This is a genomic window from Paraburkholderia fungorum (assembly GCF_003610895.1).
Taxonomy (GTDB): Bacteria; Pseudomonadota; Gammaproteobacteria; order Burkholderiales; family Burkholderiaceae; genus Paraburkholderia; species Paraburkholderia fungorum_B.
Map to the genome: position 1 here is coordinate 656,794 of NZ_MCAS01000001.1, position 16,686 is coordinate 673,479.

At 61.0% G+C, this 16,686-nt stretch carries 18 protein-coding genes and 1 pseudogene; 17 read left to right on the forward strand and 2 right to left on the reverse strand.

The window, feature by feature from the left end; all coding sequences use genetic code 11:
- Positions 1–179 precede the first annotated feature (179 nt).
- From BCY88_RS02825 to BCY88_RS02845, 5 genes and pseudogenes are all read left to right on the forward strand, one after another.
- Positions 180–662, forward strand: a pseudogene (locus BCY88_RS02825) (FAD-dependent monooxygenase); the annotation flags it as partial.
- Between the two features lie 24 nt (positions 663–686).
- Positions 687–1,628 carry a LysR substrate-binding domain-containing protein gene (locus BCY88_RS02830; RefSeq protein ID WP_120342726.1) on the forward strand — a complete coding sequence of 314 codons (942 nt, stop codon included), beginning with the start codon at positions 687–689 and terminating at the stop codon, positions 1,626–1,628.
- A 113-nt stretch (positions 1,629–1,741) separates the two neighbouring features.
- Positions 1,742–3,493: an L-lactate permease gene (locus tag BCY88_RS02835; RefSeq protein WP_120342727.1), complete on the forward strand. Its 1,752-nt coding sequence runs from the start codon at positions 1,742–1,744 to the stop codon at positions 3,491–3,493.
- A gap of 88 nt (positions 3,494–3,581) precedes the next feature.
- Entirely contained in the window at positions 3,582–4,748 is a 1,167-nt protein-coding gene (locus BCY88_RS02840) for a CaiB/BaiF CoA transferase family protein (RefSeq protein WP_120342796.1), read from the forward strand.
- Positions 4,745–5,719 carry an HpcH/HpaI aldolase/citrate lyase family protein gene (locus tag BCY88_RS02845; RefSeq protein WP_120342728.1) on the forward strand — a complete coding sequence of 325 codons (975 nt, stop codon included), beginning with the start codon at positions 4,745–4,747 and terminating at the stop codon, positions 5,717–5,719. The genes BCY88_RS02840 and BCY88_RS02845 overlap by 4 nt, the downstream gene beginning before the upstream one ends.
- Positions 5,720–5,779: 60 nt before the next feature.
- Here BCY88_RS02845 and BCY88_RS02850 read toward each other — a convergent pair whose 3' ends face one another.
- Entirely contained in the window at positions 5,780–6,382 is a 603-nt protein-coding gene (locus BCY88_RS02850) for an NADPH-dependent F420 reductase (RefSeq protein WP_120342729.1), read from the reverse strand.
- Positions 6,383–6,578: 196 nt separating this feature from the next.
- Between BCY88_RS02850 and BCY88_RS02855 the strand changes: the two genes are divergently transcribed.
- From BCY88_RS02855 to BCY88_RS02885, 7 genes are all read left to right on the forward strand, one after another.
- Positions 6,579–7,508 carry a LysR family transcriptional regulator gene (locus BCY88_RS02855; RefSeq protein ID WP_120342730.1) on the forward strand — a complete coding sequence of 310 codons (930 nt, stop codon included), beginning with the start codon at positions 6,579–6,581 and terminating at the stop codon, positions 7,506–7,508.
- 152 nt (positions 7,509–7,660) lie between these two features.
- Positions 7,661–7,873: a ParD-like family protein gene (locus tag BCY88_RS02860; protein WP_120342731.1), complete on the forward strand. Its 213-nt coding sequence runs from the start codon at positions 7,661–7,663 to the stop codon at positions 7,871–7,873.
- Positions 7,870–8,637, forward strand: coding sequence for a type I methionyl aminopeptidase (gene map / locus BCY88_RS02865; RefSeq protein WP_120342732.1), 768 nt, complete (start codon positions 7,870–7,872; stop codon positions 8,635–8,637). The genes BCY88_RS02860 and map overlap by 4 nt, the downstream gene beginning before the upstream one ends.
- Positions 8,638–8,829: 192 nt before the next feature.
- Positions 8,830–9,276 (forward strand): Ohr family peroxiredoxin, encoded by a 447-nt coding sequence (locus BCY88_RS02870; protein ID WP_120342733.1) that lies wholly within the window; start codon positions 8,830–8,832, stop codon positions 9,274–9,276.
- A gap of 49 nt (positions 9,277–9,325) precedes the next feature.
- Positions 9,326–9,598 carry a hypothetical protein gene (locus tag BCY88_RS02875; RefSeq protein ID WP_120342734.1) on the forward strand — a complete coding sequence of 91 codons (273 nt, stop codon included), beginning with the start codon at positions 9,326–9,328 and terminating at the stop codon, positions 9,596–9,598.
- A gap of 264 nt (positions 9,599–9,862) precedes the next feature.
- The gene (locus BCY88_RS02880; RefSeq protein ID WP_120342735.1) at positions 9,863–10,324 is read left to right on the forward strand and encodes a MarR family winged helix-turn-helix transcriptional regulator; all 462 of its coding nucleotides are present in this window, start codon (positions 9,863–9,865) and stop codon (positions 10,322–10,324) included.
- Between the two features lie 208 nt (positions 10,325–10,532).
- Positions 10,533–11,249 carry a hypothetical protein gene (locus BCY88_RS02885; RefSeq protein ID WP_120342736.1) on the forward strand — a complete coding sequence of 239 codons (717 nt, stop codon included), beginning with the start codon at positions 10,533–10,535 and terminating at the stop codon, positions 11,247–11,249.
- A gap of 224 nt (positions 11,250–11,473) precedes the next feature.
- Here BCY88_RS02885 and BCY88_RS02890 read toward each other — a convergent pair whose 3' ends face one another.
- Positions 11,474–12,349: a class I SAM-dependent methyltransferase gene (locus BCY88_RS02890; RefSeq protein WP_120342737.1), complete on the reverse strand. Its 876-nt coding sequence runs from the start codon at positions 12,347–12,349 to the stop codon at positions 11,474–11,476.
- 659 nt (positions 12,350–13,008) lie between these two features.
- Between BCY88_RS02890 and BCY88_RS02900 the strand changes: the two genes are divergently transcribed.
- The 5 genes from BCY88_RS02900 to arsH form a co-directional block, all read left to right on the forward strand.
- Positions 13,009–13,884, forward strand: a complete 876-nt coding sequence (locus BCY88_RS02900; RefSeq protein ID WP_120342738.1) for a LysR family transcriptional regulator — start codon at positions 13,009–13,011, stop codon at positions 13,882–13,884.
- Positions 13,885–13,988: 104 nt separating this feature from the next.
- Positions 13,989–14,321, forward strand: coding sequence for an ArsR/SmtB family transcription factor (locus tag BCY88_RS02905; RefSeq protein WP_120342739.1), 333 nt, complete (start codon positions 13,989–13,991; stop codon positions 14,319–14,321).
- Positions 14,322–14,508: 187 nt separating this feature from the next.
- A complete protein-coding gene (gene arsB / locus BCY88_RS02910) occupies positions 14,509–15,594 on the forward strand; it encodes an ACR3 family arsenite efflux transporter (protein ID WP_120342740.1) in 1,086 nt (361 codons plus the stop codon).
- Positions 15,591–16,013 (forward strand): arsenate reductase (glutaredoxin), encoded by a 423-nt coding sequence (arsC, locus tag BCY88_RS02915; RefSeq protein ID WP_120342741.1) that lies wholly within the window; start codon positions 15,591–15,593, stop codon positions 16,011–16,013. Before arsB ends, arsC begins: the two co-directional genes overlap by 4 nt.
- A partial coding sequence (gene arsH / locus BCY88_RS02920; protein WP_120342742.1) for an arsenical resistance protein ArsH occupies positions 16,013–16,686 on the forward strand: 674 nt, incomplete at its 3' end. The genes arsC and arsH, both read left to right, overlap by 1 nt.

The window sequence follows — 16,686 nt, forward strand, 5'->3', positions numbered from 1 at the left end:
AGACGAGCCGCCCAGCGGCAATTGGATCGACTCCATGCGAGTGGTACGATGATCGCGCCGCCGCGCGGGCGGCAAGCTGCTTTTCTCGGGTGTGGATTGACCACCACTCATCGTCAGCGAAACCGCAGCCTCTTTCGACACCACAGGGTCGCGCTCAGGTCGCTTAAAGGAATCTCTCTTTGATCTATGACGTCGTGATTGCCGGCGCCGGCCCCGTCGGCCTGTTTCTGGCTTGTGAGTTGCGCCTCGCGGATCTCAACGTATTAGTGCTGGAGCAAGCCGAAGATCCGGGGTCTCCGCTGAAGCGGCTTCCGTTCGGCATGCGCGGCCTTTCTGCACCCACCATCGAAGCGTTTTACCGTCGCGGCTTGTTAAACGAAATTGCTGCGCCCCAACCCGCGAAAAATGACTCGGCCGGCAGCAGCGCTTCGACTGCCGGGCAAGGGGCGCAACAGCCGCGCCGTCAGGTCGGTCACTTCGCCGGCATCCCTTTCGACGATGACAACATCGATACCGCGAAGTGGTCATATCGCCTGCCAGGTCCGGCCGGTACCAGCATGGCGGCGGATATGGAACACATCGAGTCCGTGCTCGCGGCTCGCGCAAACGCGATGGGGGTCGAAATCAGGCGTGGCCTCTGTGTCGAAGACCTCGACGAAGCGCGTCAATCTGCCTGAGCCCGACTCATGGATATCCGCCAGCTCAAATATTTCGTTGCAATCGTGGATTGCGGCAGCCTCTCGAAGGCGGCCGAACAGCTTTGCGTGGCTCAGCCTTCGCTCAGCCAGCAGGTCGCCGGACTCGAAACCGAGCTCAAAGCGACACTGCTGCTGCGCAGCCACCAGGGCGTCCAGCCGACCGAAGCCGGTCGTGCACTCTATCTTCGCGCTCGCGACGTGCTTCGCCAGGTGGCGCAGATTCCCCTTGCGGTACGCGTAAACGGCACGGAATCCGGGCAGGTTGCGATCGGTTTGCCGACCAGTGTCGCCGTGGTGTTCGCGCTGCCCATATTCGACTATGTACGGCGTCACTATCCCGGCATCCGCCTGCAGATCGTCGAAGGAATGAGCGGATACCTCGCCGAATTGATGGCGAACGGCCGGCTCGATATGGCCATCCTGTTTCGCGAATCGGAAACGCGAGGCGTCTCGGTATCTCCGCTTTTCGAGGAGAACCTGTTTGTGTTCGGGCAGATCGCCGGCATCGGCCCGGCACAGGACGTATCGCTGCGCCAACTCGCGAACGTGCCGATGGTTCTGCCGAGCGAGGCGAACGGCTTGCGCGTGCTGATCGAGCGCGCCTTTGCCCGTGAAGGCATCGAGCCCGACGTCGTCGCCGATATCGACTCGCTGCCGACCATGCTCGCCATTGCGCGCCAAGGCGAAGTGGTGACGATCGTTTCGTCGGATGCGTTCGGGCGCAACGCCGCGGACCAGCATCTGATCCATCGGCTGATCGATCCGGAAATCAGCCGTCCCGTCGGCTTGTGTGTGCCAAATGCGCTGCCCACGAGCGCCGCGTCGCTGGCGATTCAGAAGGTCGTCACGCGCCTCGCGGCCGAGCTGGTCGAAAGCGGTGTCTGGTCCGGCGTGCTGCACCACAACGACGCCGGAACGGGAGAGATATAGGCGTCACCTATACCCGGTAGCTCCAATCGGTATTTCACGCCGAGACGGCGCGCGTCTACATTGTGGCCTTCGCAGTCGATAAAAGACGCTCGCAAAGAGCCCGAAGGAGACGCATGTATACCCAGGTTTTCGATCCCGTCGCGCATTCGATTGGGGCCTCCGCATTTTTCGCCGTACTGCCCCTCCTCACCCTGTTTGTTCTGCTCGGCGTCCTGCGTTTGCAGGCGCGGTGGGCGGCGCTCGCCTCGCTCGCCGTTTCGATGGCGGTCGCGATCTTCGTCTACGGGATGCCTGCCGGGCAGACAGCGAGTGGCGCGCTCGAAGGCGCCGCGATCGGGTTCTTTCCGATCATCTGGATTGGCATCAACGCAATCTGGCTGTTCAAGCTGACTCAGGAAAGCGGGCACGCCGACGTGCTGCGGCGCGCGCTCGCCCGCGTCAGCGCCGACCAGCGCGTGCAAGCAGTGCTGATCGCGTTCTGCTTCGGCGCGCTGCTGGAAGCGCTGGCCGGCGGCGGCGCACCGGTGGCGATCTGCGCGGTGTTGCTGATCTCGATCGGTGTCGAGCCGTTGAAGGCCGCGGCGGTTTGCCTGATCGCGGATACGAGTCCGGTCGCGTTCGGCGCACTGGGTTTGCCCATTACCGTGCTCGCCAAGATCACCCGGTTGCCGGTGCATGAGATCAGCGTGATGGTGGGACGGCAAACGCCCCTGCTGTCGCTCTTCATTCCGCTGATCCTCGTATTTATCGTCGACGGCCGGCGTGGGATAAAGGAAGTCTGGCCGCTCGCGCTGATTACCGGGGTCGTCTTCGCGTTCGCGCAGTTTGCGGGCTCGATGCTGCTGCCGGTCGAACTCGTCGATATCGTCGCGGCGCTGATCTGCGCAGGCGTTGCCGTCATGTTCCTGCGCGTCTGGTCGCCGGATGTGTTGCGCGCCGACCTGGCCGGCGCGCAAACGGCCGCGGTGAGTTCCGCAGGCCATCAACGTCCCGACACGGGTCACGGTCTCGCGAGCACGTCGCACAGCGCCACCATGACCATGCCGATGCCGGGCTCCAGCACGCATTTCCATCACACCGCCGCACGCGGCAACGCACCCGCCGGCACCGCCCAGGCGGCCGATTCGCGCGCTGAACTTCTGCGCGCACTCGCGCCCTACGCCGCCGTGATCCTCGTCGTTGCCGCGACGCAGATCGGTTTTATCGGCCATGCGCTGGGTGTCGTCACGTCGACGTTCGCATGGCCCGGCCTGCATGTGGGCGACCCGCACGGGGGTGCCGTATCGGCCACCAGCGCCAAGTTCGAATGGTTGCTTTCCGCCGGCTCGATCGTATTGATCGCCGGCCTGCTGTCCGCGCCCATCCTCAAGGTCAGCGCGCCCATTGCCGCCCGGACCTATCTGAAGAACCTGCATGAACTGCGCTGGGCGGTGTTCACCGTGTGCTGCGTGGTCGGCGTGGCCTACGTGATGAACCTGTCGGGCCAGATCGTGACGCTTGGCATCTGGGCAGCCAGAGCGGGCCCAGCCTTCGCACCGGTATCGCCGGTCCTCGGCTGGTTCGCGACGGCGCTCACCGGCTCGGATACGTCGGCAAATGCGCTGTTCGGCATGCTGCAACTCACCACCGCACATCACACCGGTCTGTCCGACATTCTGTTGACCGCCGCCAATACGTCGGGCGGTGTGGTTGGCAAGGCGATATCGCCGCAGAACCTCGCGGTCGGCGCGGTGGCTGTCGGCATGATGGGCAAGGAAGGAGTGCTGTTCCGACGCGTGGCCGGCTGGACGGTCCTGATGATCGCGGCGCTCAGCCTGCTGGTCTACCTCCAGTCCACGCCGGTGCTCGGCTGGATGGTGCCGTGATTGGCCTCGTCATTGCCGTGTTGCTCCGTACCGCGCGAAAAACCTGAGCACCTATTTTACGCATTGAAATAGCGAGGATATGCAGAAGATGAATCATCCGCTGAACGACATCACGGTCGTCTCGATCGAACAGGCGATTGCCGCACCACTGGCAAGCCGGCATCTGGCCGATTGGGGTGCGCGTGTCATCAAGATCGAGCGTCCGGAGGTCGGTGACTTCGCCCGCAACTACGATACCGCGATGGATGGCCTGTCGAGCCAGTTTGTCTGGGCCAACCGCTCGAAGGAGAGTCTCGCGCTCGACATCAAGACCGAGCGCGGGCAGGAGACGCTTGAAGCGCTGCTCGCCCGTGCCGACGTCTTTATCCAGAACCTGGCGCCCGGCGCGGCCGAGCGCCAGGGCCTTGACGCGAAGTCACTGGTGGCCCGTTTTCCACAACTGATCGCCTGCGACATTTCCGGATACGGGTCCGCCGGACCTTACAGCAACAAGAAGGCCTACGACCTGCTGGTGCAGTGCGAGACCGGCTTCCTGTCAATCAACGGCACGCCCGAGACGCCGTCGAAAAGCGGCCTCGCGATTGCCGACATCGCAACTGGCATGTACGCGCTGAACGGCATCCTGATGGGCTTGCATCAACGCTCGCGCACCGGCAAAGGCATGGCGTTCGAGGTCTCGCTGTTCGATGCGCTGACCGAGTGGATGAGCTATCCGGCGTACTACACGCGCGGCCGCGGCGAGCCGGTGCCGCGAAGCGGTGCCCGGCACGCCACGATTGCCCCGTACGGTCCGTTCGCGACTGGCGACGGCAAGACGGTTTTCTTCGGTATCCAGAACGAACGCGAGTGGCTCAGCTTCTGTACCGTCGTACTGGGCGACGCGGCTATCGCGGTCGAGCCGCGCTACGCTTCGAACGCTTTGCGAGTCGAGAATCGTGAGGCGCTGGAACAGGCGATTGAGCAGCGCTTCGCCGCGTGGAGCAGCGAGCAGGTGCTGGAACGGCTCGATCGCGCGGCGATTGCGAACGGCATGATGAACGACGTCGAGGCGCTCCTCGATCATCCACAATTGCGCGCGCGCAATCGCTACCGCAGTGTCGAAACGGAGCGTGGCGCCCAGGATATGTTCCTGCCGCCGGTCACGATCCCGGGGCTCGAACCGGTGATGGGTCCGGTGCCGGCGGTCGGCCAGCATACCGAGGCCATTCTCGCGGAAATTGCAGCGGATACACACTCGCAATGGAGCGGCTCATGAGTCGATACGAAGCGGATCCGCAGCGGCACCCACGCACCGCACGCACAACACGTACAACACGCACCGTGCTCGCCGTGCCTGGCCATCGCCTCAACATGCTGCAATCGGCGGCGGCTTGCGCGGCCGATGCCGTGTTCATCGATCTTGAGGATGCCGTCCCGCTCGACAGGAAAGACGAGGCGCTCAGGACGGCCGTGCAGGCACTTGCCGAACTCGATTGGGGCAACAAGACCGTCACGGTGAGGATCAACGCGAACGAGCGGGGCATCGACGAAAACGAAATCCGGACATTGACGGCCGAAGCACCGCGGCTCGATTCGATTCTCGTTCCGAAGGTGGAATCGGTGGACGTCGTTGCACAGGTGGAGCAGCTGTTGAGCGCTCGGCCCGGCTCATTCGCGCCGCTGGAGATCGAGGCGCTGATCGAGACCGCGCGCGGCCTGATGAATGTCGATAGCATTGCCGGCGCAAGTAGCCGGCTCACCGCGCTGCATTTCGGTGTCGGCGATTTTTCGGCGTCCATCGGTGCGCGCAACGTCGAGATCGGCGGCACGCATGCCGGCTATGCCGTCACGCTCAAGGATGAAACCGACCACTACACCGCCACACCGCTCGACCTCTGGACGTATCCGATGATGCGAATTCTGGTCGCCGCGCGCGCTTTCGGGCTGCGTGCGATAGATGGTCCATGTGGAGCGTTCCGTGACATGACGCTAACGCGAGCCTGGGCACTGAAAGCGGCGGCGATGGGTTATGACGGCAAGCAGGTCATCCATCCCGGGCAGATCGAGCCGACCCGTTCGGCATTCTCGCCGACCGACGATGAAGTGCGTGCCGCCCGCCGAACGGTAGAGGCGCTCGAAGCAGCGCAAGCCGCGGGCCTCGCAGCCATTTCGCTCGACGGCAAGCTGGTCGATTTCGCGAACGTACGGATGGCGCAGCGCATCCTTGCGATGGCGGAACGGGGTTAAGCAGACAACTGCGGAAGACGGTTCTATGCGAACAGCGCCCTCTTCCGCGCCGTTCATTGGCTATCCTAACTTGACGAGATTTAGCACCGGCAACGGGCCGCCGGGGATTTGAACCAACCGCCCCCCGCCTACGAGCGAACCCAGATCGATGCCGAAGAAGCCGAGTTGCCCGATCAGTCCGCTCACAGCCGATTTCGCATGCTCCTCATCTCCGGCGAAGAACAACACGCGATGTCCGCCGTCTGCCTGCGGATCGTCGGAGATCAGGTGCGCCGGCAGATGATTGAACGCCTTTACGACGCGTGCGCCCGGCACAAGCTCCGCGAATATTTCACTCGACGTCCTGCCATGCAATTCGGCCGCTTCGAACCGCGGCGCTTCGATCGGATTGTTCGCGTCGATCACGATGCGTCCACCGAAATCCGGCAGCCCGGCAAGGGCAGACGGCAGCTTCGACCAGTTCACCGCGACGAGGACGATGTCCTGCGCGGCCGCCTGTTCGCGCGTGCCCGGCGTGATGGAGGAGCCGAGTTCCCGCGCGAGGTCCACGAGTGAATCCGGGCCCCGGCTGTTCGAGATGATGGCTTTCAGGCCCTTGCGCGCCAGCGCCCTCGCGAACGCGGACCCGATGGCGCCTGCTCCGATGATACCGATGGTGCTCATAACGATGCTCCTGGTGAAAGGTGATGAATCAGGTGAATCAGCTGACAGAACCCGCCGGCCTCTGCGCCGGCAGAAGGGAAAGGACGCGTGACGTTCATTCCCCAAGGCTGCATGAGCGAATCTTGCTGCCTTAATTACCCAATGATTAGCCGGTAATTGCTTGAATCATTTTCAATCAATGCTTTAATATTCCCGTATGGAAACCCTTGCCAACCTCGAATCGTTCGTGCGCAGTGCCGAAACGGGCAGCTTTTCCGCGGCCGCGCGGCGTCTTGCGCTGACGCCCGCCGCGGTGAGCCGGAACGTTGCACTGCTGGAACGCAATCTCGGCGTGCGGCTGTTCCAACGCTCGACGCGCAAGCTCACGCTGACCGAGGCGGGAGAGCGTTTTCTCGTGGAAATTGGCGGCAACCTGGAGGCGCTGCAGGCAGCGATCGCGTCCGTCTCGGCGGATCGCGGCGGACCGGCTGGCGTGCTCAAAGTCAGCATGGCGCCGACCTTCGGCATCACGTACGTCATGCCGCTATTGCCTGCGTTCCTTGCACGCTATCCGCTGGTCCGTCCGGACTGGCACTTCGAGAACCGCCAGGTCGACCTGATTGCCGAGGGATACGATGCGGCGCTGGGGGGAGGATTTGATCTCGCGCCGGGCGTCGTGTCGCGCGCATTGGCGCCCGCGCATCTCGTGGCAGTGGCGTCCCCGGCCTACATGACCGGCCGCGTGCCGCCAACCGATCCCCGAGATCTTGCGAAGCTCGCGGGCATCGTAATGCGCTCGAGCCGCACCGGCCGCGTGAGCCACCGAACGATGCGTGACACTGCAGGCCGCGAAATGCCGGCGCAGCTCAGCGAGATCATCATGGTCAACGACCCGGCAGCGATGCGCGAAGCGGCGATTCTCGGACTGGGCGTCGCGCTGCTATCGGTGTCAGACGTGCTGTCGTCCATCGAACGGGGGGAGCTCGTGCGGCTGCTGCCGCACTGGTATGCGGACGCCGGGGCGATTTCGATCTACTACGCGACACGAGCGCTGCTGCCGGCGAAGACACGGGTGTTTGTCGACTTCGTTGTCGACGCATTCGAGCGGGAGCGGTTGGCCGAAAGGTTCGCGGGAGGCGTCGCGTAAATCGAGCGTCACGCGGCGTACTGGCCGGTCATGCGCAAATCCCCAATCAACGCTGCCAGAACTTCGCCTTGTCGACGAAGAGGCAAAGATCACTTGCACTGACATTAGACTCGAATATATGATTCGTATACGTTTCATATATTGAGGGTGTCATGGGTATTGTGAATATCGACGATGATCTGCACGATCAAATACGCAAAGCAAGCACAGTTTCGTGCCGGTCGATCAACGCGCAAGCGGCGTTCTGGATCAAGATTGGCATGTTGTGCGAAATGAATCCGACGCTGAGTTTCAACGAAATCGTTGCCCGGGAACTTCGCACCGCGGGGGTTTCGGAGGAAGCCGTTAAAGTGGCGTTGACATGACCAAGCGGCCGGAAGAAATCGCATTGCTTGCTGAGTCAGGCAAGTTGCTGGCGGATGTGTTTGGCTATCTGGACCGGCTGAGCCTGATTGGCATGTCAACCATGCGGATCAACGATCTGGTCGACAGCCTCATTGTGAATGAGCTCAACGCACGCCCCGCAAGCAAGGGGCAGTACGGGTATGCCTACGCACTCAACGCCTCCCGCAACAATGTGGTTTGCCACGGCGTGCCATCCACGACGGACGTATTGCAAAGCGGCGATATCGTTAATTTCGACATCACGTTGGAGAAAAATGGCTACATCGCTGACTCCAGCAAAACATATCTCGTCGGTGAGGTGTCGCCGCTGGCCGAACGGCTTGTGCAGGTGACCTACGAAGCCATGTGGAAAGGAATCAAGGCCGTCCGCCCCGGCGCCAGGCTTGGCGATGTCGGGCATGCTATCGAACGGCACGCCCGGAGAAACGGTTATTCGGTCGTAAGGGAATATTGCGGGCATGGCATCGGGCGTGAAATGCACGAGCTTCCCCAAGTGCTGCATTGGGGCAAGCCGCGAACCGGTCTGGTGCTGCAAGAAGGCATGGTGTTCACCATCGAACCCATGCTCAACCAGGGGCGCCATGCCGTTCAGACCGAAGAAGATGGCTGGACGGTCGTCACACGCGACGGGCAACTGTCCGCGCAGTTTGAGCACACCGTGGCCGTGACCCGAAACGGCGTGCGGGTCTTGACGCTGCGCTCTGAAGAAAAAATGCCGAACTGATGGCCGCGCGGTTACGGGCCGCGCATACGAGAGATTTTCCGCTCGCATCTATTAAAAATCGCATGCGATTAAATCTTATACGCTTGACATCGGCTGCATCTTTGCCCATCATGCGACGCATGCGATTGCATCGCATGCGATATAATTCGGATCAACCCTCTCTTAGCACCCTAATTCGGAAAGGAATTCGTCATGAACAAGATCGAACAGGTCCTCTTCTCAGGCAACAGCCACGCCACGGTCAATCGCGCCCCCAATGTCCAGCGCGGCGAGCACGGCGTGGTCGACCTCAAGCTGTCGGCGCCCGGCGTCGAGAACATCGAGTTCATCGGTACCGAGCCGCATCCGCGCGCCGAGCAGTTGTTCGCGGGCGCATGGTCGACCTGTTACATCAGCGCGTTCGAGATTGCGGCTTCGCTGAAAAAAGTCACGCTTCCGCCAGACTACTCGGTGGACATCAAGGTCAACATTGGGCAGACCGGTACCGCGTGGTTCCTCGGCGCCCAGTTCACTGTTCGCGTGCCGGGCCTGACAACGGAAGCCGTCGAGGCCATCGCGCAGCTGGCCCATCAGATCTGCCCGTACTCGAAGGCTGTGCACGGCAACATCGAAGTCGGTCTGAACGTCGTCACGGCGTGATCGGACAAGGCACACGTCTCACTAAACATCTTTGCAGGGAATTCCCATCATGAAGACCAAACTCATCGCTGCACTGCTCGTCGCGATTTCAGCGTCCGCTGCCGTACCCGCATTCGCGAGCGGCTACGGACCGGCTCCCTTTTACCGGCCCGCGGTTGGCGCACCGGCGTCGCAAAGTGGTCCGAGCGTGCGAACCGCTGCCGCCGAACGCGGCGACGTAGCCGGCTCGCAAGAGGCCTATGGCGGTGCAGTCTCCGGACTGTCCCAGGCGGGTAGCCCCGTCGTCGCAACGCCGCGCGATAGCCTTTTTGCCCATCACTAGATCGCGCACGCCTGCGTCGCTGTGACCGCCGCGCATTCCCGTTCCTCATGCGTGGCGGTCACAGCAGTGGATCGCACGCGCCCTGGAAGTCTGATCGGGCGCTCTCCCCGGCGTTGCTGAATCGACGACAGCGCAACCGAAATCGCCAAGCCCCATGCGTCTTTACGCGGTAGTAGCGAGGATTTCACTCCGTTGCGACACAATCGCATGCGATGTATTATTTTGTCTTCGCAAGGTATTGGGCCACAGCCAAAGAGGACACAAATGAAAACGACGAATCAGGCGCCCGCTGCGGCCAGGCCACTATCCGATTACCTGTGCTTTGCGATCTATTCCGCGAATCTGGCGTTCGGCAAGGCGTACAAGCCGATTCTCGACGAGCTTGGGCTCACTTATACGCAATACATCACCACCATTGCGCTGTGGGAGCAAGACCACCAGACCGTCAGCGGTCTGGGCGAAAAGCTGTTTCTGGAATCCAACACGCTCACGCCGATCCTGAAGAAGCTGGAGGCGATGGGTTATCTGGAAAGGCAGCGCGACCCCGAAGACGAGCGCCAGGTGCGCGTGAGCCTCACGAAAAGCGGTCGACGGCTACGCGAAAAAGCCCTGACGATGGACCTCGCCAAGGCGACTGGCCTGACACCAGACGAATTCGTGAAAGTGCAGAAGGCGGTCGTGACGCTGCGCGACAATCTCATCAAATCCGTGCAAGACGGCGAGTGAGTACCGGATGGCCCGCTTGACGCAATCTACGGCGAGAGCGTCGATCTGACTGAATGCGCTGATGAAGCGGGGGCCGCCTCCCCGTGAAGGCCGCGCGCTCCTCCTCGAAATGCTTGAATGACTGCCTCAGGACGCGAGGTGGTCCTTCAGATTTTCAGAAAGCAGCCGTTAGATGCGATGACTGCCAAAGTTGGCGACGGAAAAAACTATGCACGATCAAGCGCCCTCCTTGCGCGCAGGCGGCTTCGTCAAGCGCTACCTCTTGATGATTGCCGCTGCCCTTGCCGTGACTGCAGCGCCCACCGCGCAAGCGGACAGCAACACGGTGACGGTTGGTGACGAGCGCATCGTCATTCCAGCTGTCTCGGGGTTCGATAACTACACAGACGATCCCAAAGGCCAACGACTGGCTGCACCGTTAATCGAGTCTAACGCGCAATTGCTCAGCTTTCAGGTGCAACCCGGCCCGCTCGTCCGGTACCTCATCGTCAAGGTACCGAAAGAGATCATGTCGCAATCCCTGAGCGTGCCTGAGTTTCGTACCTTCACTGCGTACAGTCGCGACAACATCAGGAAGCAGGAGCAATATGGCGACCTGGCCACGAGGCAAGCCGCCGAGCGACACGCGCAGTTGAATGACACTCTTGCGCCGGGACACGACGTCGAGAACGTCGAATTCGATGCTCCCATCCTGGTTGGCATCGATCGCGACGACGACGTCGCGTTCACGCATACGAGGCTCGTCCCTATGAGGCTTTCCGTTGACGGCAAACCAGGCGCCACGATGGTCGTCATGTGCGCGAGCGTGATCCTGGTAAAGGGCAAGTACATCATCGCGCAGTTGTTTGGGCCGGGAAAGGAAGTCGAATGGGCTCGATCCACCTGCAACAAGTTCGTCGCTGACCTGGCAGTGCAAAACAAATAATATCGCCAGGACCTCGACCTGTATCCGGTGCTCCTTGCGCTGACTGCCTGAGGCGATCGCTGGGAGGGCCGCGGCGTGGGCCAGGCGAGGTAAGCGAACCCACGCAGTGAGTGTGTGATCTCAACCGGTCATCTACGCCAGGTACGGCCGGCTCAGCTCAACCCACACGGGACCTCCGCGGCTCCCCGAAGCGGATATTGCAAACGGGGAGGTACTTGATGTTTCTAAGCAAACTTCGTCGCTGCGAACAACACGTGTCCACCGCCGGAGCGTAATTTGCCACTTTCTCCGGCCGATTGGGCGACCGTCGTTGCCTGTTCAAGGTAAGAGGAAAGCAAGCGGCGGCCGATAACATCATCGATCTCCGAGAAACCCAGTCTGCGTAGCTTTTCGTGCAGCGCGGGTGGATCGAAATAGCTTAAAAATGGCTCGCCGGCAGCAGCCACGCGCGCCGCTCTTACCTCGTGCAACGCCAGCAGCTCCGGGGAAAACGAAGTCGGAGGATCGCTGTAGTCGAACACCACCTCGGCGCCGCCAGCGAGACTGGCTATTGCGCCCAGCGTCAGGTCAATCGCTTTTTCCGTCAAATAAGGAACGACGCCGAGCCAAATGAAAAAGCTTCGCTGCGTTGCGTCGAAACCGACTGCATTGAGCCCATCCAGCAGCATATCGCTCTCGAAATCGACTGGCGCATAGATCAGCGCATCCGGACGCTCTATGCCGGTTTGCTCAAGCCGTCTCCGTTTCCATGCTTGTGTAGCCGGATGATCGACTTCGAAAATGCGAGCATTGCCGGGGAGTCGGCTGCGGTAGGCAAACGTATCCAGGCCAGCACCCAGTATCACGATCTGTCGCACACCGCGCTGCTCGACGGCGCGCTCGAGGGCCGCTTCCGCGTAGCTTGATCGAGCCGCGATGAACAAGCGGATTACGCGTCTCGACATTTGCAATTCATCGTCATGCCGCACGTCCTCGGCCTTCATTCCTACTATTGCGAGGGCGAGCGGGTCAGTGAAAATTTTGCCCTCTTCCACCACCTGATGGACGGCGCGATGAGTCGCGGCAGCAAATGCTGTCCGGCTTGGTTCCTGTTCTCTCATTTCACTCCCGATAGTGATCATGCATTACAGGTTCGTACGGCGAAGACGCTTGCCCGCGGCCCTGTACTTTCCCGTTCGATTTGCCCGCTCGATTTGCCCGCTCGATTTGCCCAGATGACGATTGGCAGGAATTTGACCCAGGCATCGACCGACCGTTCCTGACGACGATCCCCGATTGCGCTGCACCGCCATTCCGCGACGTTACGGGACATTAGTCAATGCAAAGAACGACCCGTGCGGCATCGTTGATCTGTATTGCGGTAATTGCATCGAAAAATCTTGCTTCGAATGCTCAATAGCCACGCGGACGCGACAATCGCCGGCGTCTCGAAGAACGACCCGATTCAGCGCGGCCATCGTCGCCGAGAGACGATCGCGAAGCTCACCGCGATCGCGCCCGTCCGAACGTGGGTGTCGTCTTCCGAGGATACGTCAGAGAAACGAAGTCGGCGCGCCCGATCAACCGGAAGTGCCGGCACGGGCTCAGGATCGTCAACATGGCCATCAACCGGCGTCACCGTGCGGGCCGTCCGGCGTGCTCGACGCTTAGGGTCTGATGAGTCCATGATTATTCGCGTGTTGAAAGACATATCCGTATTGAACAATTCAATCGTCGATTAGTAAAATGAATGATTCAATCAAAACGATAACCATACGGAATGGAACTGAAACTGCTGAGAGCGTTTTTGTCGGTGGTCGAGCTACGCCATTTCGGGCGCGCGGCGGACGCACTGCACGTGAGCCAGCCAGCGTTGAGCAAACAGATAGGCACGCTGGAAGCGAGCCTCGGCGCAAAGCTTTTCGAGCGTGGCCGGCATGGCGCGGAGCTGACGCGGTTCGGGGAAATTTTCCTGCCTGATGCGCAGGCGCTCGTCTACGACGCAGACGAGATTCTCGTGCGTGCGCGAGAGGCGAGCAGCGGTAGGCGTGGGTATTTGCGGATCGGCATTTGCCTGTCCGTGCTGACAATCGCGCCACGGATCATTGCCGATTTCCGCGAGCAGTATCCGGGCATTGCCATCGCGCTGAGCGACCTGTCTTCTGCCGAGCAAACTCGCCGCCTTCTGGCGGGGAAACTGGACGTCGGCTTTATGCGGGTGCCGTCGATCGACGGCCTTTCGTCTCTCCGTGTAATCGACGAAACACTGGCGCTGGCGTTGCCTCCGAGCCTGGAACGCGTGCGTCTTCCCGCCGATTTCGACAAGCTGAATGAAATGGGTTTCCTTGCCTTACGGCGTGCGCGCGGGTCCGGACTCGCCGCTCAAGTCGAAGGCTGGTGCCGCGAGCAGGGCTTCGTACCGAACGTGACGCAGCAGGCTGATGATATGCAGTCTGTCCTGGCGTCAGTTGCTGCCGGAGTCGGCGTCGCGTTCGTTCCCTCGCGAGCGCAGCATCTGCTGCGGGACGCTACCGTCCTGCCACTTCGCGGCAAGGGCGCGAAGTGGCGCGTAGGACTCGTGTGGGAGGAGGCGCGCAAGAATCCAGTTACATCGCGGTTCGTCTCGTTTGTACGCGCCGCCCTGAAAGGCATCTGATTCCCCTCTCCGGAATCAGTCACATCGACTGCAAAAAAGTCCGAAAAACATCTTCATTTCAATAATCCTTGAAATATCGAAATGGATGATTTATTGTTCCGGACATGGACTCGAACCTCGTTGTACGCGCTCTGAGCGCGCTCGCCCATGAATCGCGCCTTGCGATTTTTCGCTTGCTGGTCGTCGCCGGGCCGGACGGCATGGCGGCGGGTGAAATCGCACAGCAGCTCGGGCTGTCCCCTTCCAGCCTGTCGTTCCACCTGAAGGATCTGTCACATGCAGACCTGGTGAAACCACGGCAGGAGGGCCGATTCATCATCTACACGGCGAACTTCGACGCCATGACAGGACTGATCGGTTTCCTGACAGAAAACTGTTGCGCCGGCGCGAGCTGCGCCGCGAGCGATCTCGGGAACTGCTGCGCGGACAAACCATGAAGCGCATGTTGTGCCCCGGCTGAAACGAACATGGCATTCCGGAGCCACCCGTGAACGGCAAACCCTATTCGATCCTCGTTCTTTGCACGGGAAACAACTCGCGCAGCATCATGGCAAGCGACGTTTAGCAACGTCTGTCGGTCGATCATGAAATGCGCCATCAGCGAGAAGTTCGCAGAGGAATCAAATGAGCAGCACTGACGCAGCGATTGTCGACGCACGGCCGGCAATCGGATTTTTCGAGCGTTACCTGACGGTCTGGGTTGCGCTCTGCATCGTGGGCGGCATCCTGGTCGGGCAGGTATTTCCCCAGCTCTTCCAGGCAATTGGCCGCATGGAAGTGGCTCAGGTGAATCTTCCGGTCGGCGTGCTGATCTGGGTGATGATCATCCCGATGCTGGTCAAGATAGATTTTTCCGCGATGACCCAGGTTAAGAGCCAATGGCGCGGCATTGGCGTCACGCTATTCGTGAACTGGTTCGTCAAGCCATTCTCGATGGCATTGCTCGGCTGGATTTTCATCCGCCATGTGTTCGCGCCGTGGCTTCCCACCGGCCAGCTCGACAGCTATATCGCCGGCTTGATCCTGCTGGCCGCAGCCCCCTGCACGGCGATGGTGTTCGTGTGGTCGCAACTCTGCAAAGGCGATCCGTACTTCACGTTATCGCAAGTGGCGCTCAACGACTCCATCATGATCGTTGCCTTTGCACCGCTCGTCGCGCTGCTGCTCGGCCTGTCGGCGATTACGGTGCCGTGGGATACGTTGATCATTTCAGTTGTCCTGTACATCGTCATCCCCGTCATCCTCGCCCAGTTGTTGCGACGACATCTGCTGACCAGAGGCGAAACGTATTTCCGACAAGCGGTCGCGCACCTTGGTCCGTATTCGATCAGCGCATTGCTCGCGACACTGGTGCTGCTGTTTGCGTTTCAGGGGCAGGCGATCGTCAAGGAACCGCTGGTTATCGCCATGCTCGCGGTGCCGATCCTGATACAGGTGTTTTTCAATTCTGGCCTCGCGTACCTCCTGAATCGGCGTCTCGGCGTCGCGCACTGTGTTGCCGGCCCTTCCAGTCTGATCGGCGCCAGTAACTTCTTTGAGCTGGCGGTCGCCACGGCAATCAGTCTGTTCGGCTTCCATTCCGGAGCAGCCCTGGCAACGGTGGTAGGCGTGCTGATCGAAGTGCCGGTCATGCTGTTCGTCGTTGGCATGGTCAACCGTTCCCAGCACTGGTACGAAGCGAATCACAGCACCAAGGGACAACCGTTATGAACGTCACGATCTATCACAACCCCGATTGCGGCACGTCGCGCAACACGCTGGCCATGATCCGCAATGCCGGGATTGAGCCGGAAGTCATCGAGTATCTGAAGAACCCGCCTGATCGCGCTACGCTGAAGAGTCTGATCGAACGCGCGGGCCTCACCGTGCGCGCCACGCTGCGCGAAAAGGGCACGCCGTATGCCGAACTCGGCCTCGCGGAAACATCTTTAAGCGATGAGCAGTTGCTCGACGCGATGATGGAACATCCGATCCTGATTAACCGCCCGTTTGTCGCCACACCGCTTGGTGTGCGCCTGTGCCGGCCCTCGGAGCTGGTGCTCGACATCCTGCCTGCTGCACAGAAAGGCTCATTCACGAAAGAAGATGGCGAGCAGGTGGTCGATAGCGAAGGAAAAAGGCTTCTCTAATGACGCAAAACATTCCGAACATCAGCGCCCCGCATCTGGACACCCCTGATCTGCAGAAGCTGGACGCACGCGCGGCTTCGCAACACGCTCCGAGAATCCTGTTGCTGTTCGGCTCGTTGCGTGCGACCTCATACAGCCGGCTTCTCTCGCTCGAAGCCGAACGCATCTTGCGTCACTTCGGTGCGGAAACACGGGTCTTCGATCCGCACGGCCTGCCGCTGGTGGACAGCGTGCCGGCCGATCATCCGAAGGTGGTCGAACTGCGCAAGCTCTCGGAATGGTCGGAGGGGCACGTATGGTGCAGCCCGGAACGTCACGGAACCCTGACGGCGGTCTTCAAGAACCAGATCGACTGGCTGCCGCTTGAAAGCGGCGGCGTCCGCCCCACGCAAGGCCGCACGCTTGCGGTGATGCAGGTGTGCGGCGGTTCGCAATCGTTCAACGCCGTGAACGCACTGCGCATTCTCGGCCGGTGGATGCGTATGGTGACGATCCCCAATCAGTCATCAGTGGCAAAGGCCTGGCGGGAGTTCGACGCGAACGGCCGGATGAAACCCTCGGCATATTACGACCGCGTCGTCGACGTGATGGAAGAACTGTACAAGTTCACGCTGCTTGTGCGTGACCGCTCGGACTACCTGACCGATCGCTACAGTGAACGGAAAGAAGCGCA